Annotated in this window: 21 protein-coding genes; 1 reads left to right on the top strand and 20 read right to left on the bottom strand. The window is 67.5% G+C overall.

The genetic code is table 11. From position 1 onward, the window contains the following. Positions 1 to 47: 47 nt before the first annotated feature. Positions 48 to 1,289: an MFS transporter gene (locus OH705_RS16490; RefSeq protein ID WP_416383581.1), complete on the bottom strand. Its 1,242-nt coding sequence runs from the start codon at positions 1,287 to 1,289 to the stop codon at positions 48 to 50. A gap of 113 nt (positions 1,290 to 1,402) precedes the next feature. On the opposite strand from OH705_RS16490, the gene OH705_RS16485 reads away from it, so the two are divergent. Beyond that, a complete protein-coding gene (locus OH705_RS16485; protein ID WP_267302555.1) occupies positions 1,403 to 2,305 on the top strand; it encodes a LysR family transcriptional regulator in 903 nt (300 codons plus the stop codon). A 3-nt stretch (positions 2,306 to 2,308) separates the two neighbouring features. Here the strand turns inward: OH705_RS16485 and OH705_RS16480 are convergent, their stop codons facing one another. From OH705_RS16480 to OH705_RS16390, 19 genes are read right to left on the bottom strand one after another with little or no spacing between them, the layout of a single operon-like run. Then, a complete protein-coding gene (locus tag OH705_RS16480; protein WP_023632742.1) occupies positions 2,309 to 3,112 on the bottom strand; it encodes a hypothetical protein in 804 nt (267 codons plus the stop codon). A 24-nt stretch (positions 3,113 to 3,136) separates the two neighbouring features. Beyond that, positions 3,137 to 4,363, bottom strand: a complete 1,227-nt coding sequence (locus tag OH705_RS16475; protein WP_038706962.1) for a beta-ketoacyl-ACP synthase — start codon at positions 4,361 to 4,363, stop codon at positions 3,137 to 3,139. Beyond that, the gene (gene fabG, locus OH705_RS16470) at positions 4,363 to 5,091 is read right to left on the bottom strand and encodes a 3-oxoacyl-ACP reductase FabG (RefSeq protein ID WP_038706961.1); all 729 of its coding nucleotides are present in this window, start codon (positions 5,089 to 5,091) and stop codon (positions 4,363 to 4,365) included. The genes OH705_RS16475 and fabG overlap by 1 nt, the downstream gene beginning before the upstream one ends. After that, on the bottom strand, positions 5,084 to 5,554 hold the full coding sequence (locus tag OH705_RS16465) for a hotdog family protein (RefSeq protein ID WP_267302554.1): 471 nt from the start codon (positions 5,552 to 5,554) through the stop codon (positions 5,084 to 5,086). The genes fabG and OH705_RS16465 overlap by 8 nt, the downstream gene beginning before the upstream one ends. Continuing rightward, entirely contained in the window at positions 5,551 to 6,744 is a 1,194-nt protein-coding gene (locus OH705_RS16460; protein ID WP_267302553.1) for a beta-ketoacyl-[acyl-carrier-protein] synthase family protein, read from the bottom strand. The genes OH705_RS16465 and OH705_RS16460 overlap by 4 nt, the downstream gene beginning before the upstream one ends. Next, the gene (locus tag OH705_RS16455; protein WP_023632953.1) at positions 6,741 to 7,226 is read right to left on the bottom strand and encodes a DUF3261 domain-containing protein; all 486 of its coding nucleotides are present in this window, start codon (positions 7,224 to 7,226) and stop codon (positions 6,741 to 6,743) included. Before OH705_RS16455 ends, OH705_RS16460 begins: the two co-directional genes overlap by 4 nt. Next, positions 7,223 to 7,963, bottom strand: coding sequence for a class I SAM-dependent methyltransferase (locus tag OH705_RS16450; protein WP_267302552.1), 741 nt, complete (start codon positions 7,961 to 7,963; stop codon positions 7,223 to 7,225). Before OH705_RS16450 ends, OH705_RS16455 begins: the two co-directional genes overlap by 4 nt. Beyond that, the gene (locus tag OH705_RS16445) at positions 7,960 to 10,281 is read right to left on the bottom strand and encodes an MMPL family transporter (protein WP_267302551.1); all 2,322 of its coding nucleotides are present in this window, start codon (positions 10,279 to 10,281) and stop codon (positions 7,960 to 7,962) included. The genes OH705_RS16450 and OH705_RS16445 overlap by 4 nt, the downstream gene beginning before the upstream one ends. Beyond that, positions 10,271 to 10,864, bottom strand: coding sequence for an outer membrane lipoprotein carrier protein LolA (locus OH705_RS16440; RefSeq protein ID WP_038706956.1), 594 nt, complete (start codon positions 10,862 to 10,864; stop codon positions 10,271 to 10,273). Before OH705_RS16440 ends, OH705_RS16445 begins: the two co-directional genes overlap by 11 nt. Beyond that, complete coding sequence (locus tag OH705_RS16435) at positions 10,861 to 11,286, bottom strand: acyl-CoA thioesterase (RefSeq protein WP_023632105.1); 426 nt, start codon at positions 11,284 to 11,286, stop codon at positions 10,861 to 10,863. Before OH705_RS16435 ends, OH705_RS16440 begins: the two co-directional genes overlap by 4 nt. After that, positions 11,279 to 12,823 (bottom strand): HAL/PAL/TAL family ammonia-lyase, encoded by a 1,545-nt coding sequence (locus OH705_RS16430; protein ID WP_267302550.1) that lies wholly within the window; start codon positions 12,821 to 12,823, stop codon positions 11,279 to 11,281. Before OH705_RS16430 ends, OH705_RS16435 begins: the two co-directional genes overlap by 8 nt. Then, positions 12,804 to 13,736 (bottom strand): glycosyl transferase, encoded by a 933-nt coding sequence (locus OH705_RS16425; protein ID WP_267302549.1) that lies wholly within the window; start codon positions 13,734 to 13,736, stop codon positions 12,804 to 12,806. The genes OH705_RS16430 and OH705_RS16425 overlap by 20 nt, the downstream gene beginning before the upstream one ends. Further along, complete coding sequence (locus tag OH705_RS16420; protein WP_038706953.1) at positions 13,733 to 14,467, bottom strand: glycosyltransferase family 2 protein; 735 nt, start codon at positions 14,465 to 14,467, stop codon at positions 13,733 to 13,735. Before OH705_RS16420 ends, OH705_RS16425 begins: the two co-directional genes overlap by 4 nt. Next, complete coding sequence (locus tag OH705_RS16415) at positions 14,460 to 16,139, bottom strand: AMP-binding protein (RefSeq protein WP_267302548.1); 1,680 nt, start codon at positions 16,137 to 16,139, stop codon at positions 14,460 to 14,462. Before OH705_RS16415 ends, OH705_RS16420 begins: the two co-directional genes overlap by 8 nt. Continuing rightward, on the bottom strand, positions 16,136 to 16,681 hold the full coding sequence (locus OH705_RS16410) for a membrane protein (RefSeq protein ID WP_038706951.1): 546 nt from the start codon (positions 16,679 to 16,681) through the stop codon (positions 16,136 to 16,138). Before OH705_RS16410 ends, OH705_RS16415 begins: the two co-directional genes overlap by 4 nt. Then, a complete protein-coding gene (locus OH705_RS16405; protein ID WP_023632702.1) occupies positions 16,678 to 16,932 on the bottom strand; it encodes an acyl carrier protein in 255 nt (84 codons plus the stop codon). The genes OH705_RS16410 and OH705_RS16405 overlap by 4 nt, the downstream gene beginning before the upstream one ends. 9 nt (positions 16,933 to 16,941) lie before the next feature. Next, positions 16,942 to 17,214, bottom strand: a complete 273-nt coding sequence (locus tag OH705_RS16400; RefSeq protein WP_023632703.1) for a phosphopantetheine-binding protein — start codon at positions 17,212 to 17,214, stop codon at positions 16,942 to 16,944. Next, complete coding sequence (locus tag OH705_RS16395; protein ID WP_267302547.1) at positions 17,183 to 18,001, bottom strand: lysophospholipid acyltransferase family protein; 819 nt, start codon at positions 17,999 to 18,001, stop codon at positions 17,183 to 17,185. The genes OH705_RS16400 and OH705_RS16395 overlap by 32 nt, the downstream gene beginning before the upstream one ends. Beyond that, entirely contained in the window at positions 17,977 to 18,693 is a 717-nt protein-coding gene (locus OH705_RS16390) for a beta-ketoacyl synthase chain length factor (protein WP_267302546.1), read from the bottom strand. The genes OH705_RS16395 and OH705_RS16390 overlap by 25 nt, the downstream gene beginning before the upstream one ends. Positions 18,694 to 18,734 lie beyond the last annotated feature (41 nt).

Here is an 18,734-nt window from a genome sequence, read left to right as displayed (position 1 = left end):
TTGTCGTGGCGACGAACCGCGGCGATTGGGCTGCAAAGCAGCCCTACTCAGGCAGTCTTCGGCGCCAACCTGCTCAAATGCAACGCCACCAGCAAGGCCACCATCAGCAAACTGCCAATGAACATTCCAACCCCCTCCCACCCGGCGTAATGCCAGAACACCCCACCTACCGTCCCCGCCACACTCGACCCTGCGTAATAGCTGAACAGGTACAGCGAAGAAGCTTGCCCCTTGGCCCTCAGCGCCCGGCGGCCGATCCAGCTGCTGGCCACCGAATGCGCGCCAAAGAAGCCAAAGGTGAACACCAGCATGCCGAGAATGATCATGGCCAGCGGGTTGGCCAATGTCATGAGCAGGCCGCCGGCCATGACCACGATACTGGCCCAGAACACCTTGCGCCGCCCGAGCTTGTCGGCCAGCGCGCCGACCTGCGCCGAGCTGTAGATCCCCGACAGGTACACCACCGACAGCAGGCCGACCAGCGCCTGGTTCATATGGTACGGCCCGGCGAGCAGGCGATAGCCGATGTAGTTGAACAGGGTGACGAAGGCGCCCATCAGCAGGAAGGCCTCAAGGAACAGCCAGGGCAGCCCGGCATCCTTGAAGTGCATGACGAAACCGTCCAGCAGGCTGCGGGGTTTCAATGACTGGGGCCGGAAGTTACGCGATTCGGGCAGCACCTTCCAGAACACCACGGCCGCCATAAGGGCCAGGCCGCCGATCACCAGCATCGCCGTGTGCCAGCTGACGAAGTCGATCAACACGCCGGTGATCAGGCGCCCGCTCATGCCGCCAATGGCATTGCCGCCGATGTACAGCCCCATGGCCAGGCCGATGTGCTGCGGGTGGATCTCTTCGCTAAGGTAGGCCATCGCGACCGCTGCCAAGCCGCTCAGCGACAAACCCACCAGTGCCCGCGTGGCCAGCACCAGCTCCCAGCTCGGCATCACCGCGCTGGCCAGGGTCGATAGCGCCGCGCACAGCAAGGCGAAGACCATCACCGGCTTGCGGCCGATACGGTCGGAAATGGGGCCGGTGACCAGCAACCCGATCGCCAGCATGGCGGTGGACACCGATAGCACCAGGCTGCTCTGCGCGGCGTTGATGGAAAACTCCTGGGAAAGCAGCGGCATCATCGGCTGCACGCAGTACAGCAGGGCGAAGGTGGCAAAGCCGCCGCTGAACAGCGCCAGCACGGTTTTCATGAAGGCGGGGGTGCCTTTCTCGATCCAGATGTCGTTGGAGGCAGGTTTGGGTTCGACGGGCAGGGGGGCGACGGCGGATCTCACGGGAGCGGTACCTCGGGGCGTTGCGATGGAAAAATCATATAGCTGGCTAATAATTAGATCCAATATATTGTTCGACCTGTTTAAGACGTTTAACGACCTGTTCGGAGCCGGCCATGGAGCTGCGACACCTGCGTTATTTCATCGCTGTAGCCGAAGAGCTGCACTTTGGCCGTGCCGCCCAGCAACTGGGCATCTCGCAACCGCCGCTGAGCCAGCAGATCCAGGCCTTGGAGCAGGAGCTGGGCGCACGGCTGTTCGAGCGCGCCAACCGCCGGGTCGAGCTCAGCGAGGCCGGGCGGTTGTTCCTCGACGAGGCCCGGCAAGTTCTGGCCCAGGTGGAAAAGGCTGCCGACGTGGCCCGGCGTGCGCAATTGGGGGAGCTGGGGGAGTTGAAGATCGGCTTCACCTCTTCGGCACCCTTCACGTCGAAGCTGCCTAAGGCACTGCACGCGTTCCGTCAGCAGTTCCCGGCAGTGCACCTGAATCTCAAGGAGATGAGCAGCCGCGACGTTGCCGAAGCGGTGCTCGACGAGTCCATCGAAGTCGGCCTGATGCGGCCAATGCCCTTGCCGCAAGGGCTGGTGGTCAACGAGTTACTGCGCGAGCCGCTGGTAGCAGTGATCAATGCCTCGCACCCGTTGGCCGAAGGCAGCGACCAGGGGTTGTACATGCAGGCCCTGGCCAACGAGCCGTTCGTGTTCTTCCCGCGCAGCTATGGCAGCGGCTTGCATGCCCAGTTGCTGAGCCTGGCGCGCCAGGCCGGTTTCAGCCCGCACTTCGCCCAGGAGGCGGGGGAGGCGATGACCATCATTGGCCTGGTGTCGGCGGGGTTGGGGGTATCGGTGCTGCCAGCGTCGTTCCAGCGCATGCGCATCGACGGAGTGGTCTACCGCACCCTGCTGGACGAGGGCGCCGACACCGCCGTGTGGCTGGTGCGGCGCAGCGGCGAAGGCTCGGCGATGGCGCGGGCCTTCGCCGCCTTGCTGGGCGGGCAGCCGGTCACGCCGCCCGCCTGAGGATCAGTCAACGTGGGCCAGTTCGCCGCGCAGCGCCACGGCGCTGACGAAGGTGCCGGCGCGGCACTGGAACTTCTCTGAGTCCTTGTACAGCGAGCGCTGGTCGACGCTGGCGATATTCACCACGGCGTTGGCGTCGGCCTCCTGGGCCGCGCGCTGCATCGTTGCCAAGGCCGATTGCAGGGCCCAGTAACAGGCCTCGCTGTCGGACTTGTTGCTGCCGTTGGTCTTGCGGCTGCTGCTCACCGTACGCAGGGTGCGCACCGAAGTCGGCAGGGCCTCACCGGCCAGGTAGAAGGTCACGCTGCCGTCGAGCAGGCCTGCCTCGGTGGCGCGCTTCACGCCTTCGCGGAAGCTCAGGTAGGTCGGCCCGTCAACGCCCTGGTTGATGATGCCCAGGTTGTTCACCGCTTCGATGTCCGGGTTGAACGACAGCTCCTTGAGCACGTTGTCGCGCAGGCGGTTGATCCAGCGGTTGTAGTTGCCGTGGATCTTGCCGTTCTTGTAGTCCAGGCCCCAGCTGCTGCGGTAGACGATCTGGAACTCGGTGGGGCTGAAGGGGATGTCGACCTCGGCGTGGTGGCGGCCGCGTACGGTGATTGCCGCCTTGACCATGCCCGGGCGCACCGACTGCACGATCCACTGGCGGTCGTTGAGCGCGGTGACGATGGCGCGTTTCATCTGGTCGTCGGTGAAATTGAGGTCCTTGGCGAAGTCTTCCTTGGCGTTGTACACCGGCTTGCTGGTGCACCCGGTGAAGATCAGGGCCAGTGCCAGCAAGGCGAGGATGCGGTGAATCCGGGACATTCCTTTACTCCGTGGTTTTGCAGGTCAGGGCCAACGGCGGAAGATCAACGAGGTGTTGACGCCGCCGAAGGCGAAGTTGTTGTTCATCACGTATTCGTGACTCATGGCGCGGAAGGCGCCTTGCAGGTAATCGAGCTCGCCGCATTGCGGGTCGACGTTATCGAGGTTGAGCGTGGGGGCGTACTGCTCGCGGTTCATCATCTCGATGCTGAACCAGGACTCCAGGGCGCCGCAGGCACCCAGGGTGTGGCCCAGGTAGCTCTTCTGCGAGCTGATCGGCATGCGCGGCCCGAACAGGCTGCTGGTGGCCCAGGTCTCGGCGATATCGCCCTGCTCGGTGGCGGTGCCATGGCCATTCACATAACCGATGGCCTCGGGCGCCAGGCCTGCGTCTTCCAGCGCCAGCTCCATGGCCCGGCGCATGGTCGCCTGCTCGGGCCGGGTAATGTGCTGGCCGTCGGCATTGCTGCCGAAGCCCACCACCTCGGCGTAAATCCGCGCGCCACGGGCCAGGGCGTGCTCCAGTTCTTCGAGCACCAGCATGCCACCGCCCTCGCCGATCACCAAGCCGTCGCGGTCGAGGTCGTAGGGGCGTGGGCTCAGGTGCGGGGTGTCGTTCTTCAGGCTGGTGGCATAGAGCGCGTCGAACACCATGGCCTCGGTGGGGCACAGCTCTTCGGCGCCACCGGCAAGCATCAGCGGCAGGCGCCCGAACTTGATCGCTTCATAGGCGTAGCCAACGCCCTGGCTGCCGCTGGTGCAGGCGCTGGAGGTGGGGATCAGGCGCCCGGTCAGGCCGAAGTAGATGCTGATATTGGCCGCCGTGGTGTGCGGCATCATGCGCACGTAGGAGTTGGCGTTGAGGCCTTCGGAGGTGGAGTTGAGCAGCATGTTGCCGAAAGTCTTGATCTCGTCGGTGCTGCCGGTGGACGAACCGCAGGCCACGCCCATGCGCCCGTCGCGGATGCTCGGGTCGTCGAGCAACCCGGCATCGGCCAGCGCCCGCTCGGCGGCGGCCACCGCCAGGCGCGACACCCGGCCCATGCTGCGCAGTTGCTTGCGGGTCCAGTGCGCAGGTACCTGGAAGTCATCGATGGGGCCGGCCAGGCGGGTGTTGAGTTCGCTGTAGCGGTCCCACTCGTCCATGCGGCGGATGCCGCTGCGCCCCGCCGCGAACTGTGCGGCGATGCTCGCCCAGTCGTTGCCCAGGGCGGTAATGCCGGCCATGCCGGTGACCACGACGCGGCGCATCAGCACAGCCCTCCGTTGACCGCCAGCACCTGGCGGGTGATATAGGCCGCCTCGGGTGACATCAGGAAATTCACCGCGCCGGCCACTTCTTCCGGGGTGCCCATGCGCCCGGCCGGGATCATCTTCAGCAGTTCATCGACCGGCACGTTTTCGTCGAGCATGGCCGTGTCGATCAGCCCCGGGGCCACGCAGTTGACCGTAATGCGGCGCTTGCCCAGCTCGATCGCCAGGGCCTTGGCGGCGCCGATCAGGCCGGCCTTGGAGGCGCTGTAGTTGACCTGGCCGCGGTTGCCGATCAGCCCCGACACCGAGGTGATGCAGACGATACGCCCCGGCGCGCGACGGCGGATCATCGGCATCGTCAGCGGATGCAGGACGTTGTAGAAACCGTCGAGGTTGGTGCGCATCACCTGGTCCCAGTCGTCGTCGGTCAGCGCCGGGAAGGCGCCGTCGCGGGTCAGCCCGGCATTGCACACCACGCCGTAGTAGGCGCCGTGGGCTTCGACATCGGCTTCCAGCACTGCCTTGCAGAGGCCGCGGTCGGCCACGTCGAACTGCAGCACCCGGGCCTGTTGGCCAAGCGCGCGTACTTCATTCGCCACGGCATCGGCCTCGGCCCGGCCACTGCGGCAGTGCAGCACCAGGTCGAAGCCGGCCTGCGCCAGGCGCAGGGCAACGGCGCGGCCGATGCCACGGCTGGAGCCGGTAACGAGAATGCTGTCAGTCATGGTGCGGTTCCTCTGGGCCGGCTTCGGCCAAGTAGCGGTCGGGCTGTGGCGGGCGGTACACATTCAGGCGGGCCGTGGCATGGATGCCGGGGCCGCGCAGGTGGCATTCGAACACGCCCATGCCGTTGTCGTCTTCCAGCGAGCGCTGCGCGTGGATCAGCAGTTCGGCGCCGGCGGGGAAGTGCTCGACAGCGCATTCGAACTTGCGCGTGCCCAGCAGAAAGCCCAGCTCCACCGGCAGGCCCTGGCGGCGGGCGCGACAGCCGGCAAAGGCGGCCACGCTCTGGGCCATCAGTTCCAGGCCCAACCAGGCCGGCAGGCTGCCGTCGGCACGGTTGAACAGGCCGCCCAGGCGCACCGTGGTGCGGGTGTGGATCTGCTCGTCGTCGCAGCTGTCGATCTGCTCGATGAGGATCATGTCACCGGCATGGGGCAGCAGCTCGGCCAAGGACCAGGGAATCATGGGGCGTCTCCGAGAATCAGGCTGACATTGTTGCCGCCAAAGGCGAACGAGTTGCTCATCAGGTAACGCGGGCGTTCCGTTGTCAGTCGCTGGCTGCCATCGACCAACGCCAGGGCCGGCAAGGCCGGGTCCTGGTGGCCATCCCAGACATGCGGCGGCAGCAGGCCCTGCGGGTTGTGCCCGCTCAGGGCCAGCCAGCAGAACGCTGCTTCCAGCGCACCGGCAGCGCCGAGGGTGTGGCCGGTCATCGGCTTGGTCGATGAACAGGCCAGGCCGGCGCCGAACAGGCTGTGCACCGCCAGGGCTTCCATCGCGTCATTGTGCACGGTGGCGGTGCCGTGCAGGTTCAGGTAGCCGATCTGCGCGGGCACAAGGCCGGCATTGTCCAAGGCTTTGCCCATGGCCTGCAAGGCACCTTTGCCGGTGGGGTCCGGCGCCGAGATATGGTGGGCGTCGCAACTGGCGCCAGCGCCCAACAGGGCGATACGCGGGCCTTGTGGGTTGGCCTCGCGGGTCATCAGCAACAACGCCGCGCCTTCGCCGATATTGATGCCGGCGCGGTTGCGCGAAAACGGGTTGCAGCGTGCGTCGCTGACTGCCTCCAGGGCACTGAAACCGTTGAGGGTCAGGCCGCACAGGCTGTCGACCCCGCCGCACAGCACGGCGTCGCACAGCCCCAGGTCGAGCAGGCGGCGCGCGCTCATCAGCGCCCGGGCGCTGGAGGTGCAGGCGGTGGAAATCACGTAGGCCGGACCGCTCAGTTGCAGCCAGTCGGCGAGGAAGTTGGCCGGAGCGCTGAGCTCTTGCTGGGCGTAACGGTAGCCCTCGGGAAAATCCTGCTCACGCAGGTAGTGGGCAATGCCGTCGCTGGCCTCGGCGATCCCTGAGGTGCTGGTGCCCAGCACCACGCCGACCCGGTGGGCGCCATGACGCGTGATCGCCTCGCGGATGGCCGGCTCGATCTGCAGCGCGGCGCTGAACAGCAGCTGGTTGTTGCGGCTGTGGTGCTCCGCCAGCGGCAGCTCGGGCAGCGGGGTGGTGACGGCGCCTACCGGCAGGCTGCGCCCGGGCACCCAGCCCGCTTGCGACAGCATGCCCGAACAGTCGCCGGCAAACAGCCGGCGGGCGACATCGGCCTGGCCGTGGCCGAGGGCACAGACCAGGCCCAGGGCATTGAGGTGGGCGCTCATGGGGTGTTCTCGTCGGGCAAGGGGCTGACGTGATAACGCAGCCCTTGGCCCATGTTCAAGGTAAAGGTATCGGTGCCCTGGTAGCGCACCTGCCAGCGCTCGCCGAGCCAGCGTCGCTCATCCTGTTGGCGGGCCTGGGGGTAAGCCTGTGGCAGTTGTTGCGCCGGGGTTAGGGCGAACAGCACGGCGGCGAACAGCTCGCGCGCCGCCGGGTTCGGCGGCAGCAGTCCGTCGGCCCGCCACTGCTGGCCATCGAGTAGCTGGCGGGCCTGGGGAATGCCCAGCAGATCGAGCAGCGACCAGCGCAGGCGGGTGTCTTCGCGCTGGATCACCAGCAGCCAGTCCTGGCGTTGCGCGGCCTGCTCCCGTTCGACGTGCAACTGGCGTGGCAGTTCCAGCGTGGGCGTTCGTTCAGGCACGGGCGGCCGCACGGCGCAGGCACCGAGCAGCAGGCAGCAGAGCATGGCCAGCAGGGCTTTCATGAGGTCTCCAGCGGTTTGCGCGCCACCACGTTGAGCAAGGTCTCTTCGCGTTGCCCGACCGGCGGCGGGTTACGCAGCCCTAAGCGTTCGAGCAGGCCGAAGTCCTTGGCGCGGCTCCACCACAGGTACGGGTACGAGACATTCTTCGCGCTGAACGCGAAGTCTTGGGCGCTGAGCATCTGCAGGTAGCCCTCGGCGCTCTTTTGCACGTGCATCGGGTGGCGGAACAGCCAACGGATCACCCAGGTGTCGATATAGGCCTCGGTGGACTCGGCGAACAGCAGGTAGCCGCCTGGCTTGAGCACGCGATGGAATTCGGCCAGGGACTTTTCCTGCTCCACCAGATGGTGGAAGGTCTGGTGGCAGAACAGGATATCGACACTGGCATCGGCGTAAGGCAGCGCGGCGCAGTCGCCGCCGTGCAGTTCCACGCTGATGCCCAGGCGCTCGGCCTCGGCGGCGCTAAGCGCCAGGCTGTGCGGGTCGGCGTCGGTGCCCAGCAGGCGCGAAGGCGCGAACACCTGATGCAGGTGGCGGAACGACTTGCCCTGGCCGCAGCCGACATCCAGCAGCACCGGCGCGGCAGGCGGGTTGCCGTCGAACAGCCGACGCAGGTCGTTGATCGCCACCCGCAGCACATGGTGCTGCCAGGTGTGGCTGCGCAGGAACCAGAAACCGAAACGGGTTTCCTCGACATAGGTGTCGCTGAAAAAGGCCTTGGACGTGCTGCTGCTCATGGCGGTGGATGCGCTCCTTCGCGGGTGGCGGCCCAAGGGGCCAGCAGGAAACTGAAAGCCAGGCCCAGGCTTACCGCCAGGCCGAAATTGCTGACCGCCGGGGTGTTCGACAGCGCCAGCAGGCCGAACGACAACCAGGTGGTCACTGCCGCCAGCAGGGTGCCCAGCAGGCTCACGGCGGCGCCGCCGATGCGCTCGTGCATGAGGATCGCGTAATCGACGCTGATCGCCGTTACCAGCAGCAGGCCGAACAGGCTGAACAGGGTCAGCGGCTGGCCCAGCCAGCCGAGGCTGGCCAGGCTGCACAGTGCCGCCAGCAGCGGCAGGGCAACGATGCGCAGGGCGCCGCGCAGGCCGAACGGCAGCACCAGCAGCACCACGATCAGCAGGCACGACAAGAGCTTGAGTTCGGCGGCGCTGAGCTGGGTGGCGGCGAACAGCTGGTTCAGCTCACCGAGGCGGTCGACCAGTTGCACGCCGGGCAGGTCATCGGTCTGCAGGCGCAGCAAGGCGGTGTCGCCCAGACCTTGCAGGCTGACGATGGCGGCCACGCCGTCGCCGTCCTGGCCCAGCCACAAGGGCCGCCAGGCTTCGCCCAGCGGGCCGCCCAGCACTTCGTCGATGCTTTGCAGTGGCAGCTGTTGCAGGTGCTTGAGTTCGCTATCCAGGGCCGCTGCAGGTACGCCAAGGGCGACCAAGGGCTGCAAGTGCTCCGGCAACCGGGCAAGGGCTTGTTGCAGATGCGCCTGTTCAGCAGGGCTGGCGACCAGTTGGCTGAGGCTCATGTAGCCCTTGAGCTTGCCCAGCTCGACCAGTTCGCCCAGTTTGCCGCTCAGCGCTTGCAGGCGTTCGAGCAACTGCTGTGGGTCGTTGCCGCGCACCAGGTAGAACTGGCTGGTGGGCTGGTAGCCGGTGATCCGAGCCACGGCCTGGGCCTCTTGCAGCAACTGCGGCGGGCTGCCGACCCACTGGCGGATGTCGTTGCGGCTGTCCAGGCGCCACAGGCCGGCGGCGCAGAACAGCAGCACCAGGATCAACAGCACCCCGCTCGGGACCCTGGCCAGCAGGCGTTCACGCAGCCTGGTCAGGGTTTGTGCGATGCGCAGCGGCCACTGCGCCGGGCGCACCTCGACGCCCGCGAGCAGTGCTGGCAGCAGGCATACCGCGCTGAGGTAGGCGCCAAGCAGTCCGGCTGCAGAAAACGCGGCAATCTGGGTCAGCGCCGGGAATGGCGTGAACGCCAGGGCCAGGTAGCCGATGGCGCTGGTCGCCAGGCTCAGGCTCAGCCCCGGCAGGGTCAGGCGCAGGGCCGGCCAGCTGTGCCAGGGCTTGAGGCTCCAGCTCTTGGACAGGTAATGCAGTGGGTAGTCCACAGCCACGCCGATCAGGCTCGACCCCAGCACCAGGGTCATCACGTGCATCTGCCCGAACAGCGCCACGCACACCACTGCGCCGAACAGCATGCCCACCAGCACCGGCACGAAGGCCAGCAGCACGCGCCAGCGGCGGAAGGCCAACAGCAACAGCAGCAGGATGCCCAGCGTGGCGCCACCGCCCACCCAGGTGATCTCGCGGCTGGCCTGCTGCTGGCCGGCGGCGGCGTACAGCAGGCCGCTGGCCGCCAGCAGCCGGGCGCCGTGCTGGTCGGCGTCGAGGCGGCTGGCGGCGAGCAGCTCGGCCACCTGCAACGGCAGGTGCATGTCGAAGGCGTTGCCCTGGGTGCGTGCCCGCAGCAGCACCCACTGCTGGCCGTCGGCCTCGGCGACCAATGCGCCGCTGGCGGTGTCGAGCTGCACGTTGACCGGCATCGGCTGGCTGTTCTGGATGCGCCCGGTCAGGCCCAGCCAGTCGTCCTGGCTGGGCACCAGGCTGAAACCAGCGAAGGGGTCGAACAGGCTTTGCACGCGCTGCTCGATGAAGGCCTGGGGCTGCGTGCTCAACTGCTCGCGGTCGTTCGCCGAGAGCAGGGCCAGGCGGCCTTGCAGCAGTTGCGCGCGCAATGCCGACAGGTCGGTTTGCAGGCTCCATTGCACCTTTTCGAACAGGCCGCTGCCTTGCCATTGCGCGGCCAGGCGATCGGCAAGGGCCAGGGCGTGCTCACGCTCGGGGTGGCCGACCAGCACCAGCATTTCGCGGTTGAGCGGCTCCTGCATGCGCTGTTCGGCCCGCAAGACCAGCGGGTCCTGGGTAGCGCCGGGCACCAGGGTCATCAGGTCGGCCGACAGCGGTGCGCCGCGGTGCCACTGCCAGCCGGCGATGGCCAGCATCACCAGCAGCAACCCGAGGAACAGGCGCGGCAGCAGGCGTTCAGTCGGCAAAATCGCTGCGCTCCGTGTCGTTCAGGGCCGTTGCGGCGGTGCTGGCAGGCATGCGCAGCACGGTACTGTCGCCCTGGGTCTCGCTGAGCTCGATGCGTTCCACGTACTGGCCACCGGCGATGTCGATGCGCGTGAACACCTGCTTGAGCAGCAGCGAGCGGGGCGTCAGGCGCAGTTGCCAATGCCCGGCGTCGCCAGACAGGGCCAGTTCGAAGTCGCGTTGCAGGCCGCTGCTGTCGCCCTGCAGCACGGCGAAGAACAGGCGGTTCTGCTCGGCGCCGGCGCTCCGACTGGGCAGGTTTTGCCAGCCGCTGGGGTCGCGCCGGGCGATGCCCTGGGCGTCGATGCGGTAGTCCTGGCGCAGCGGGGTGTCCAGCAGCCACAGCAGGCCGTGGTCACGGGCGAGGACGAAGCGGCCTTTGCTCAGCAGCGGCTGGGGCAGGGCGCGCAGGTGTTTTTCCTGGATGAACGGGCCCTTGACCACGGCGGGCTGGCTGAGCTGCTTTTGCAGGTCGTCGAGGGTGAAGGCCAGGGTCAGCGGGCAGACGAGTAGCAGGCCGAGCGCGACGAGGAGGCGACTCATGCCAGCACCTTCGCGACCGCATCGAGCATCACCTGCGGCGAGGCCAGCTGCATCTCGCCGCTATCGATATGCACGGCCACCTGCACGGTGCTGGCGCGGGTCATGCGCTCGCCGGTTTCGGCATCGCTGATCAGGTAATGGATCTTCAAGCGGTTCTCCCATTCCACCAGGCTGGCGCGCACGGTCAGGCGCTGGCCGAAGGTGGCGCCACGGATATAGCGCAGCTGCAGATCGATCACCGGCCAGTGGTAGCCGGAGGCCTGCATGCCCCGGTAATCGTGCTGCAGACGCTCGAGCAGGGCGCAGCGTGCGACCTCCAGGTACTTGACGTAATGCCCGTGCCAGACGATGTGCATGCTGTCCACGTCGAAGAACGGCACGACGACTTCGCTGTCGACGTGAAACACCCCGGGGTTACGCATGCAGCCTCCAGTGGCGCTGGCCGATACGGGTCAGGCACAGGCGCAGGTCGTGTTCCAGGGCGCGGTCCTCGATGACCGGGGCGAAGTCGGCCAGCAGCGCCTGGTGCATCTGTTCGAGCGCCGGCGGCAAAGGCCGGGCGTCGGCCTGGCGGGCGCGTAGCCAGACTCCCTGGTTGGCCGCCAGCAAGGTGGCGGCGGCGACCTGCTCGGTCAGCTCCAGCACCCGCAGGGCATCGCGTGCGGCAATGGTGCCCATGCTCACCTTGTCCTGGTTGTGGCATTCGGTGGAGCGCGAGAACACACTGGCCGGCATGGTCTGTTTTAGCGCTTCGGCGGTCCAGGCACTGGCACCGATCTGTACGGCCTTGAAGCCGTGGTTGAGCATCGCCCGTTCGGCCTCGGCGCCGGACAGGTTGCTTGGCAGGCCGTGGTTGTAGCGCACGTCCACCAGTAGCGCGAGTTGCCGGTCGAGCAGGTCGGCGACGTTGGCCACCAGGGTTTTCAGGCTGTCCATGGCGAAGGCAATATGCCCGCCGTAGAAGTGCCCACCGTGCAGCACGCGCTCGGCGTCGCCGTCGATGATCGGGTTGTCGTTGGCGCTGTTCAGCTCGGTTTCGATAAAGCCACGCAGCCAGCCCAGGCTGTCGGCCAGCACGCCGAGCACATGGGGCGCGCAGCGCAGCGAGTAGCGGTCCTGCAGACGGTGCAGCGACGGCAGCGGCGCGTCGATGGCCAGGTCCTGGCGCAGCCAGGCGGCCACCTGGGTCTGGCCCGGGTGCGGCTTGGTGGCGAACAGGCGCTCATCGAAGTGCTCGGGGTTGCCCTGCAGGGCGATCACGTTGAGTGCGGTGATACGGGTTGCCAGTTGCAGCAGGTAGTCGGCGCGGGTGAAGGCCAGGCAGGCCAGGCCGGTCATCACCGCGGTGCCGTTCATCAGCGCCAGGGCCTCCTTGGGTCGCAGCACCAGGGGTTGCCAGCCCTGCTCGCGGTGCACCTCGGCACTGCTGCGGCGTTCGCCCCGGTACAGCACCTCGCGCTCGCCGGACAGAGTCGCGGCCACGTAGGACAGCGGCGTCAGGTCGCCGCTGGCGCCCACCGAGCCCTCTTCGGGGATCAGTGGCAGGATGTCGTGTTCGAGGAACAGTTGCAGGCGTTCCAGCAACTCCATGCGCACCCCGGACACGCCATGGCTCAGCGAGCGCAAGCGTGCCGCCAGCACCGCGCGGGTGGCCGAGGCGTCGAGCAGGCGGCCCAGGCCGCAGCCGTGGAAGGTGTACAGGTGGCGCGGCAGGCTTTCGACATGCTCCAGCGGCACGGCCACCACACAGGAGTCGCCGTAACCGGTGGTGACCCCGTAGATCACCCCTTCCTGGTCGAGCAGGGTATCGAGAAAGCGTGCGCCACGGGCGATGCGCTCGCGGTACTCGGCGTCGTCCTGCAGGCGGGTAGCGGCGCGGCGCTCGGCCACGGCCAGCACGTCCTCGATGGCCAGCGGCGCTTCGCCGAAGGTGACAGGCTCATGGGGTTGCATCGTCATCGCTCTTCCAGAAAGGGTAGAAATTGAACCATTGCAGCGGTGCCTGGCGGCAGTAAAGCGCCAGGCGCTCGGCGTAGCGTGCCGTCCATTGCTGGATCACCTGGTCACGCTCGGCGCGCCGCCATTGCAGCTGTTCGACGAAGGGTTCCAGAGTGATCTGGTAGCGGCCATTGAGCTTCAGGCAGAACAGCAGGTTGACCGGGCAGCCAAGCAGCCCGGCCAGCAGCCACGGGCCTTGCGGGAAGGCGGCCGGCTGGCCGAGGAAGTCCACGGTGGCGGTGCGCGCGCCATGCAGCGGCACACGGTCGCCGGCGATCGCCAGCCACTCGCCACGTTCCAGGCGCTGGGAGAGTTGCAGCATGATCGCCGGGTCCAGCTCGCTGACCTGGATCAACCGCAGGTGAGTAGCGCCGGCCTCGCCCAGCAGGCGGTTGAACTGCTCGGCATGGCGGGTGTGCACCAGCACGTTCATGGTCACCTGCTCGCCCAGCTCGGCCAGCGCCCGGCACACTTCCAGGTTGCCCAGGTGGGCGCCCACCAGCAGTTGCCCGCGTTCGCCGCGCAGCTGTCCGCGCAGTCCGGCCGGGTCATTGATATCGATATCTTCAAGGCGCAGGCGGCCGTTCCACACGTCGAGCTTGTCCAGCAGGGCGTCGGCGAAGGCCATGAACTGGCGAAACACCTGCCACTGGCTGGGCGCTGGCGCTTGCCCGGCGCTCCACTGGTGCAGACGCTGCTGGTACTGCCAGGCGCTGCGCCGGGCGCGGCGGCCGAACAGGAAGAAGTAGGCGACGATCACATGGATCAGCGGACTGAGCAGGCGGCGCCCGAGCAGGCGTGCCAGCAGCGCGGTTAGCTGCATCAGCCGGAAGCTGCCGCGCTCGCGTTGCGCGGCCCAGTGCTGCTCGCTCATCGGCGCCACCGACGCCAGAGAATCAGAGGGCTGCGCAGGAGCATGCCGAAGAACAGCTTGGCGTGCATCTTCGAGATCAGTGCGTTGTCGTGTACCAGGCGAAAGTGCGAGAGGCCGTCCTGCGGGTAGTGCACCCGGGTCGGCAGCCAGCGCATCGGCTGGTTGCGCCAGGCCAGGCGCACCAGGATCTCGGGGTCGAAATCCATGCGCCGGCCCAGCTTGACGCTGTCGATCAGCGCCAGGGTGGGCGGCAGCGGGTAGACGCGAAAGCCGCACATCGAATCGGGAATGGCCAGCGACAGGCTGTTGATCCATACCCACACGTGGGTGAGGTAGCGGGCATACAGGCGACCCTTGGGCACACTGGCGTCGTACTGGGGATAACCGCACACCAGCGCCTGTGGATAAACCTGCGACTGGGCCAGGAAGTGGCCGACATCGGCCAGGTCGTGCTGGCCGTCGGCGTCCACCTGCAGGGCGTGGCTGAAGCCCAGCCGCGCGGCCTCGCGCAGGCCGGCCATCACCGCGCCGCCCTTGCCTTGGTTGACTGCCAGTTGCACCAGATGCACATCCGCGCGCTCGGCCAACTGACGCAGCACCTCGGCGCATGGCGCATGGCTGGCGTCATCCACCAGAACACAGGGCAGGCCAGCGTGCAGCAGGTCGTCGACCACCTTGGGCACGGCCTGTTCGTGGTTGTACACCGGGATCACCGCGCAGGGTTTATGCACAGGCCACCTCCAGCAGGATGCGGCCGCTGGCGCAGGGCTGGTCGGCGCGGGTGTAGCTGAAGTACAGCTTGCCGCGTGCCGCCTCGAAGCGCAGGTCCAACTGCAGCATGTCGCCGGGGCGTACCAGTTGCTGGAACTTGAGCACTTCCATGCCGGCGAAGCGCAGGTTGGCGGCCAGTAATGGTGCAGCGAGGGCGATGGCCCAGTCGACCTGGACCACACCAGGCAATACCGGCGTGTGCGGGAAATGGCCGGTGAAGCAGGGCAGGTCCAGCGGCACGGCCAGGCGCAGTTGCAGCTGGTGGTCTTCGCGTGCCTGTTCCACGACCTCGGGCGCCTGGCTGCGGGCTGCCAGCAGCAGGGCCGTCACCTCGGCCTGGGGCAGCTTGCCCTGGTCGTTGTACGGCAGCTGGCGCAACAGCCGCCAGCGCCGGGGCAGGGCGATGGTCTCGCAGTGTTCGGCCAGGTGCGCACGCAGGCCCTCCACCAGTGAGCGGCGACCCTGGTTACGCAGCACATGCAGGCCTTCGGCGCTCGGCACCAGCAGACTACCGAGGAAGGCGCGGCCTTCTTCGATCACCCCCAGGCGCGCCTCGGCGACCCAGGCGTGGGAGCACAGGGCCTGTTCGAGCATGGGCAGGGAGATGCGTTTCTCTTCCAGCTTGACGATGCGGTCGAGGCGGCCGAGCAGGCGGAAGCGCCCGTCGCTGGCGAACTCGGCGGCATCGGCGCTGTGCTCGACGTGGCCGGCAGGCAGGTAGGGCGAGGCGATGCGCAGGGCGCCTTCGGCGTCCTGGCTGAGCTCTATGTCGGCGAATGGCTGCCACAGCGCTTCGCCCTGGCGCCAGGCGATGCCGCCGGTTTCGGAGCTGCCGAGGATTTCCGTTGGCCACTGGCCGAGGCGCTGTTGCAAGCGTTCGGCGGCTGCGGCGGGCAGTTCGCCGCCGGAGGAGAACACCCGCCGTACCGCGCTCAGCCCCGGCCAGTCGAGGTTGTCGCCCATGCGCTTGAGCAGCGCCGGGCTGGCCACCCAGACGAACGACGGGTGTTCGCGGCTGGCGCGTTGCAGGTCTTCGGGGAACGGCTGGGCCTTGCGGGCGAAACTGCGCCCGGCGCACAGCGGCCACAGCACGCGGAACAACAGGCCGTAGATGTGCTGGGTGGCGACGCTGCCGAGGATGTGCGCATCGCCCAACGATGCGCCCCATAGCTGCTCCAGGGCGATGACTTCATTGCCCAGCTGGCGCAGGCATTTGTCGATGCGCTTGGGCTCGCCGCTGGAGCCCGAGGTGCACAGGCTGATGCGGCACTGGTCCGGGTCGAGGTCGGCACTGGCCATTGGCTCGCCCAGCAGATCGTCGAGCTGTGGGTCGCCAGGCTGGTCGCTGAGCCACAGGTCGACCTGGGCCTGCCAGCGGGTACGGGTCTGCGGTTGCAGGTCGGCGCTCAGCAGTACCTCGGCCCCGGCGCGCCAGGCGCCGAGCAGGGCGATGGCCAGCGTCGCGGCGTCGTCCACATGCACCGCCAGGCGGCGCACGCCCCGGGCTTGCAGGCCGCCGGCCAGGCGCAGGGCCTGCCGGCACAGCGCCGCGTGGTCCAGGGCCGGCGCCTCGGTCACCGGGCGCGGCAACGCCTGCGGGCGCAACAGGTGTTCGAGGTTGATCCAGTTCATGAGCGTCCTCGCACACGTTGACGTATCAGCCATTCCACGGCGAACAGCAGGCCCATCGCTGCATAGGCGATCAGGCCGTTGTACAGGGTCCACCAGGCCAGCGGCGCCCACAGTGTCAGGCCGGCGGCGATCAGGCCGTTGACCAGGAAGAACAGGCACCAGGCCTGGGTCACCCGGCGCGTGTAGCGCACCGCTGCCGGTGGCAGCTCGGGTTCGCGCAGCCGCGCCAGGCGCTCGGCCACTGGCATGCCCTGCATCAGGCTGGTGCCGAACAGGCCGAGCATGAAGCTGCTGATCAGCACAGGGTACCAGCGCAGCAGTTGCGCGCTGTCTGACAGCGCCAGCAGCGCGCAGAAACCCAGCGCCGCCAGTGCCATCCACAGGCCACCGGGGCGTTGTGGCGCGCTCAGTGCGCGGGCCAGCCACAGGCCGCCGAGCAGCAGGGCGAACTGCCACGGGGCGAAGTGGCCCAGGCCGTAGTGCACGGCAAACGGATACAGCACGCCGGCCAGCAGCAGGCCGAGGCCGACCAGGCGTTTCATGCCGCGCTGTTTACCAGGCGATGAACCGCTTCGACCACATCGTTGACGGTGCGTACCGACTTGAAGTCCTCGGCGCTGATCTTCTTCCCGGTCTTGCGCTTGATGTGGTCGAGCAGGTCGATGGCATCGATGCTGTCGATTTCCAGGTCCTGGTACAGGTGCGATTCCAGGCTGATGCGCTCGGGCTCGAGCTCGAACAGCTCGACCAGGGCGTCACGGAGGGTGTTGAAGATGTCTTCGCGGTTTTGCATGGTGCGGTCTCAGGCGGCCTGGCGAGCGGTGATGAACGCCGCGAGGGTGGCGACGTTGGTGAAATGGCTGCGGGTGTCCTTGGCATCGGCGTCGATCTTGATGCCGTAGCGCTTCTGGATTGCCAGGCCCAGTTCGAGGGCGTCCACCGAGTCCAGGCCCAGGCCTTCGCCGAACAGTGTCTGCGCGTCGTCGATGTCCTGCACGCTGATGTCTTCCAGGCCCAGGGCGTCGATGATCAGTTGCTTGATGTCACGGTTCAGGTCGTGCTGTGCATCGCTCATCGGTGGCGAGCTCCTTGTTGTAGTACTGGTGCAGGTAATCATTGAGTTTGCGCGACGCCAGGGGCGCCGGGCCAAGGCTGGCGAAGGCCTGGGGGTCGATATCGGCGCCGACGCGCAGGCTGAAGTGCACGCGCCGCCGGGGGATGCGGTACCAGGGTTCGTGCTTGGTCAGGGTGGTGGGGCTGACCTTGATGATCACCGGTGTGATTATTTTCGCACCGCGCAGGGCGATTGCGGCGGCGCCACGATGGAAGGCCGGGGCCTGGCCAGGCGGGGTGCGGGTGCCTTCGGGGAAGATCACCAGCGGCTGGCCCTGTTGCAGCGAAGCAGCGGCATTGTCGAGCATGTCCAGGCTGCCGTCATTGCCGATGTACTGCGCCTCGCGCACCGGCCCACGGGTGAAGGGATTGCCGAACAGGCTGTGCTTGACCACGCAGTTGGCGTCGCGCACCAGCCCGAGCAGGAACACCACGTCGATCAATGAAGGGTGGTTGGCAATGATCATCTGCCCGCGCCGGCCCAGGCGTTCGGCGCCGCTGATGTCGAAGGTGAGCACACCGAGGCTGCGCATGATCAGGATGAACCGCCAGAACAGCCAGCCAATGGTGCGGCGGGCGCGCTGGCGGTGCTGCTCGTCACTGCCGGGCAGGCAGGCCAGCAGCGGAAATACCAGCAGGCGCAGGCACAGCCCGCCGAGGCCGAACAGCAGGAAACCCAGGGCGGTGGCCGCCAGGCGCCACAGGTAGGCGTCGCGGGGACGGTTCATGGCTGACGTCGCCAGTTCCATGTGCGACGGCTCCAGGTGTGTGAAAAGGCGTTGTGGCCGTTGAGCGAGGCGTGCAGCCAGGCCAGGGCATGGGGCAGCTCGGGGGCTAACGCCGTTTGTGCAGGCTCAAGGGACAACTGCCATTGCCGGCCGGGGGTGAGCAGCAGGGCCACGGCGTAGGCGAACGGCACATCGCTGATGCAGGGCTCGTAGGCGGCCGGAGGTTGTTCCTCGGTGATGATCAGCAGCACCGACGGCGCACCTTCGGCCAACAGCGCGGCGGCTTCCGCGGCGCCTTGCTCGAAGCCGTCGCCGGCGGCGGCCAGGGCGGTCATCTCGCAGGTTTGCCCGCGCATGATCGACCACAGGCCGATCATCGCGTTGTGCACCGACAGGCTGAACTGGGTCGGCGACAGGGGCTGCTGGCTGGCCAGTTCGCTGAGGATCGAGAAGGTGCGCGGGGTTTCACCATGGCGTGAGACGAACACCAGCGGCAACTGGGCTTGGCCCTCGGCCAAAGGCCAGCCGACAGCAAAGGCCATGCGCGCCATATGGCTCAGGCGGCGGCGCTGCAATGCCGGCAGGAACGCCACGTCCGGCGCCTGCTCGGCACAGGGCTGGCGTTCGGCGCCGTGCGCCCAGGCCTGCCAGTCGGCAGGGCTCTGCAGGCCCGGGGCCCAGGCACGCCATTGGCTGATGTCGAAGGTGATCATGATGAGTGTGACGTTCCGCCCTGAGGGAGTTCCTGTCCGTG

The organism is Pseudomonas sp. BJa3 (assembly GCF_026343815.1).
Classification (GTDB): domain Bacteria; phylum Pseudomonadota; class Gammaproteobacteria; order Pseudomonadales; family Pseudomonadaceae; genus Aquipseudomonas; species Aquipseudomonas soli.
The sequence above is the reverse complement of the archived record's forward strand: the minus strand, read 5'-3'. Positions and strand labels throughout refer to the sequence as shown.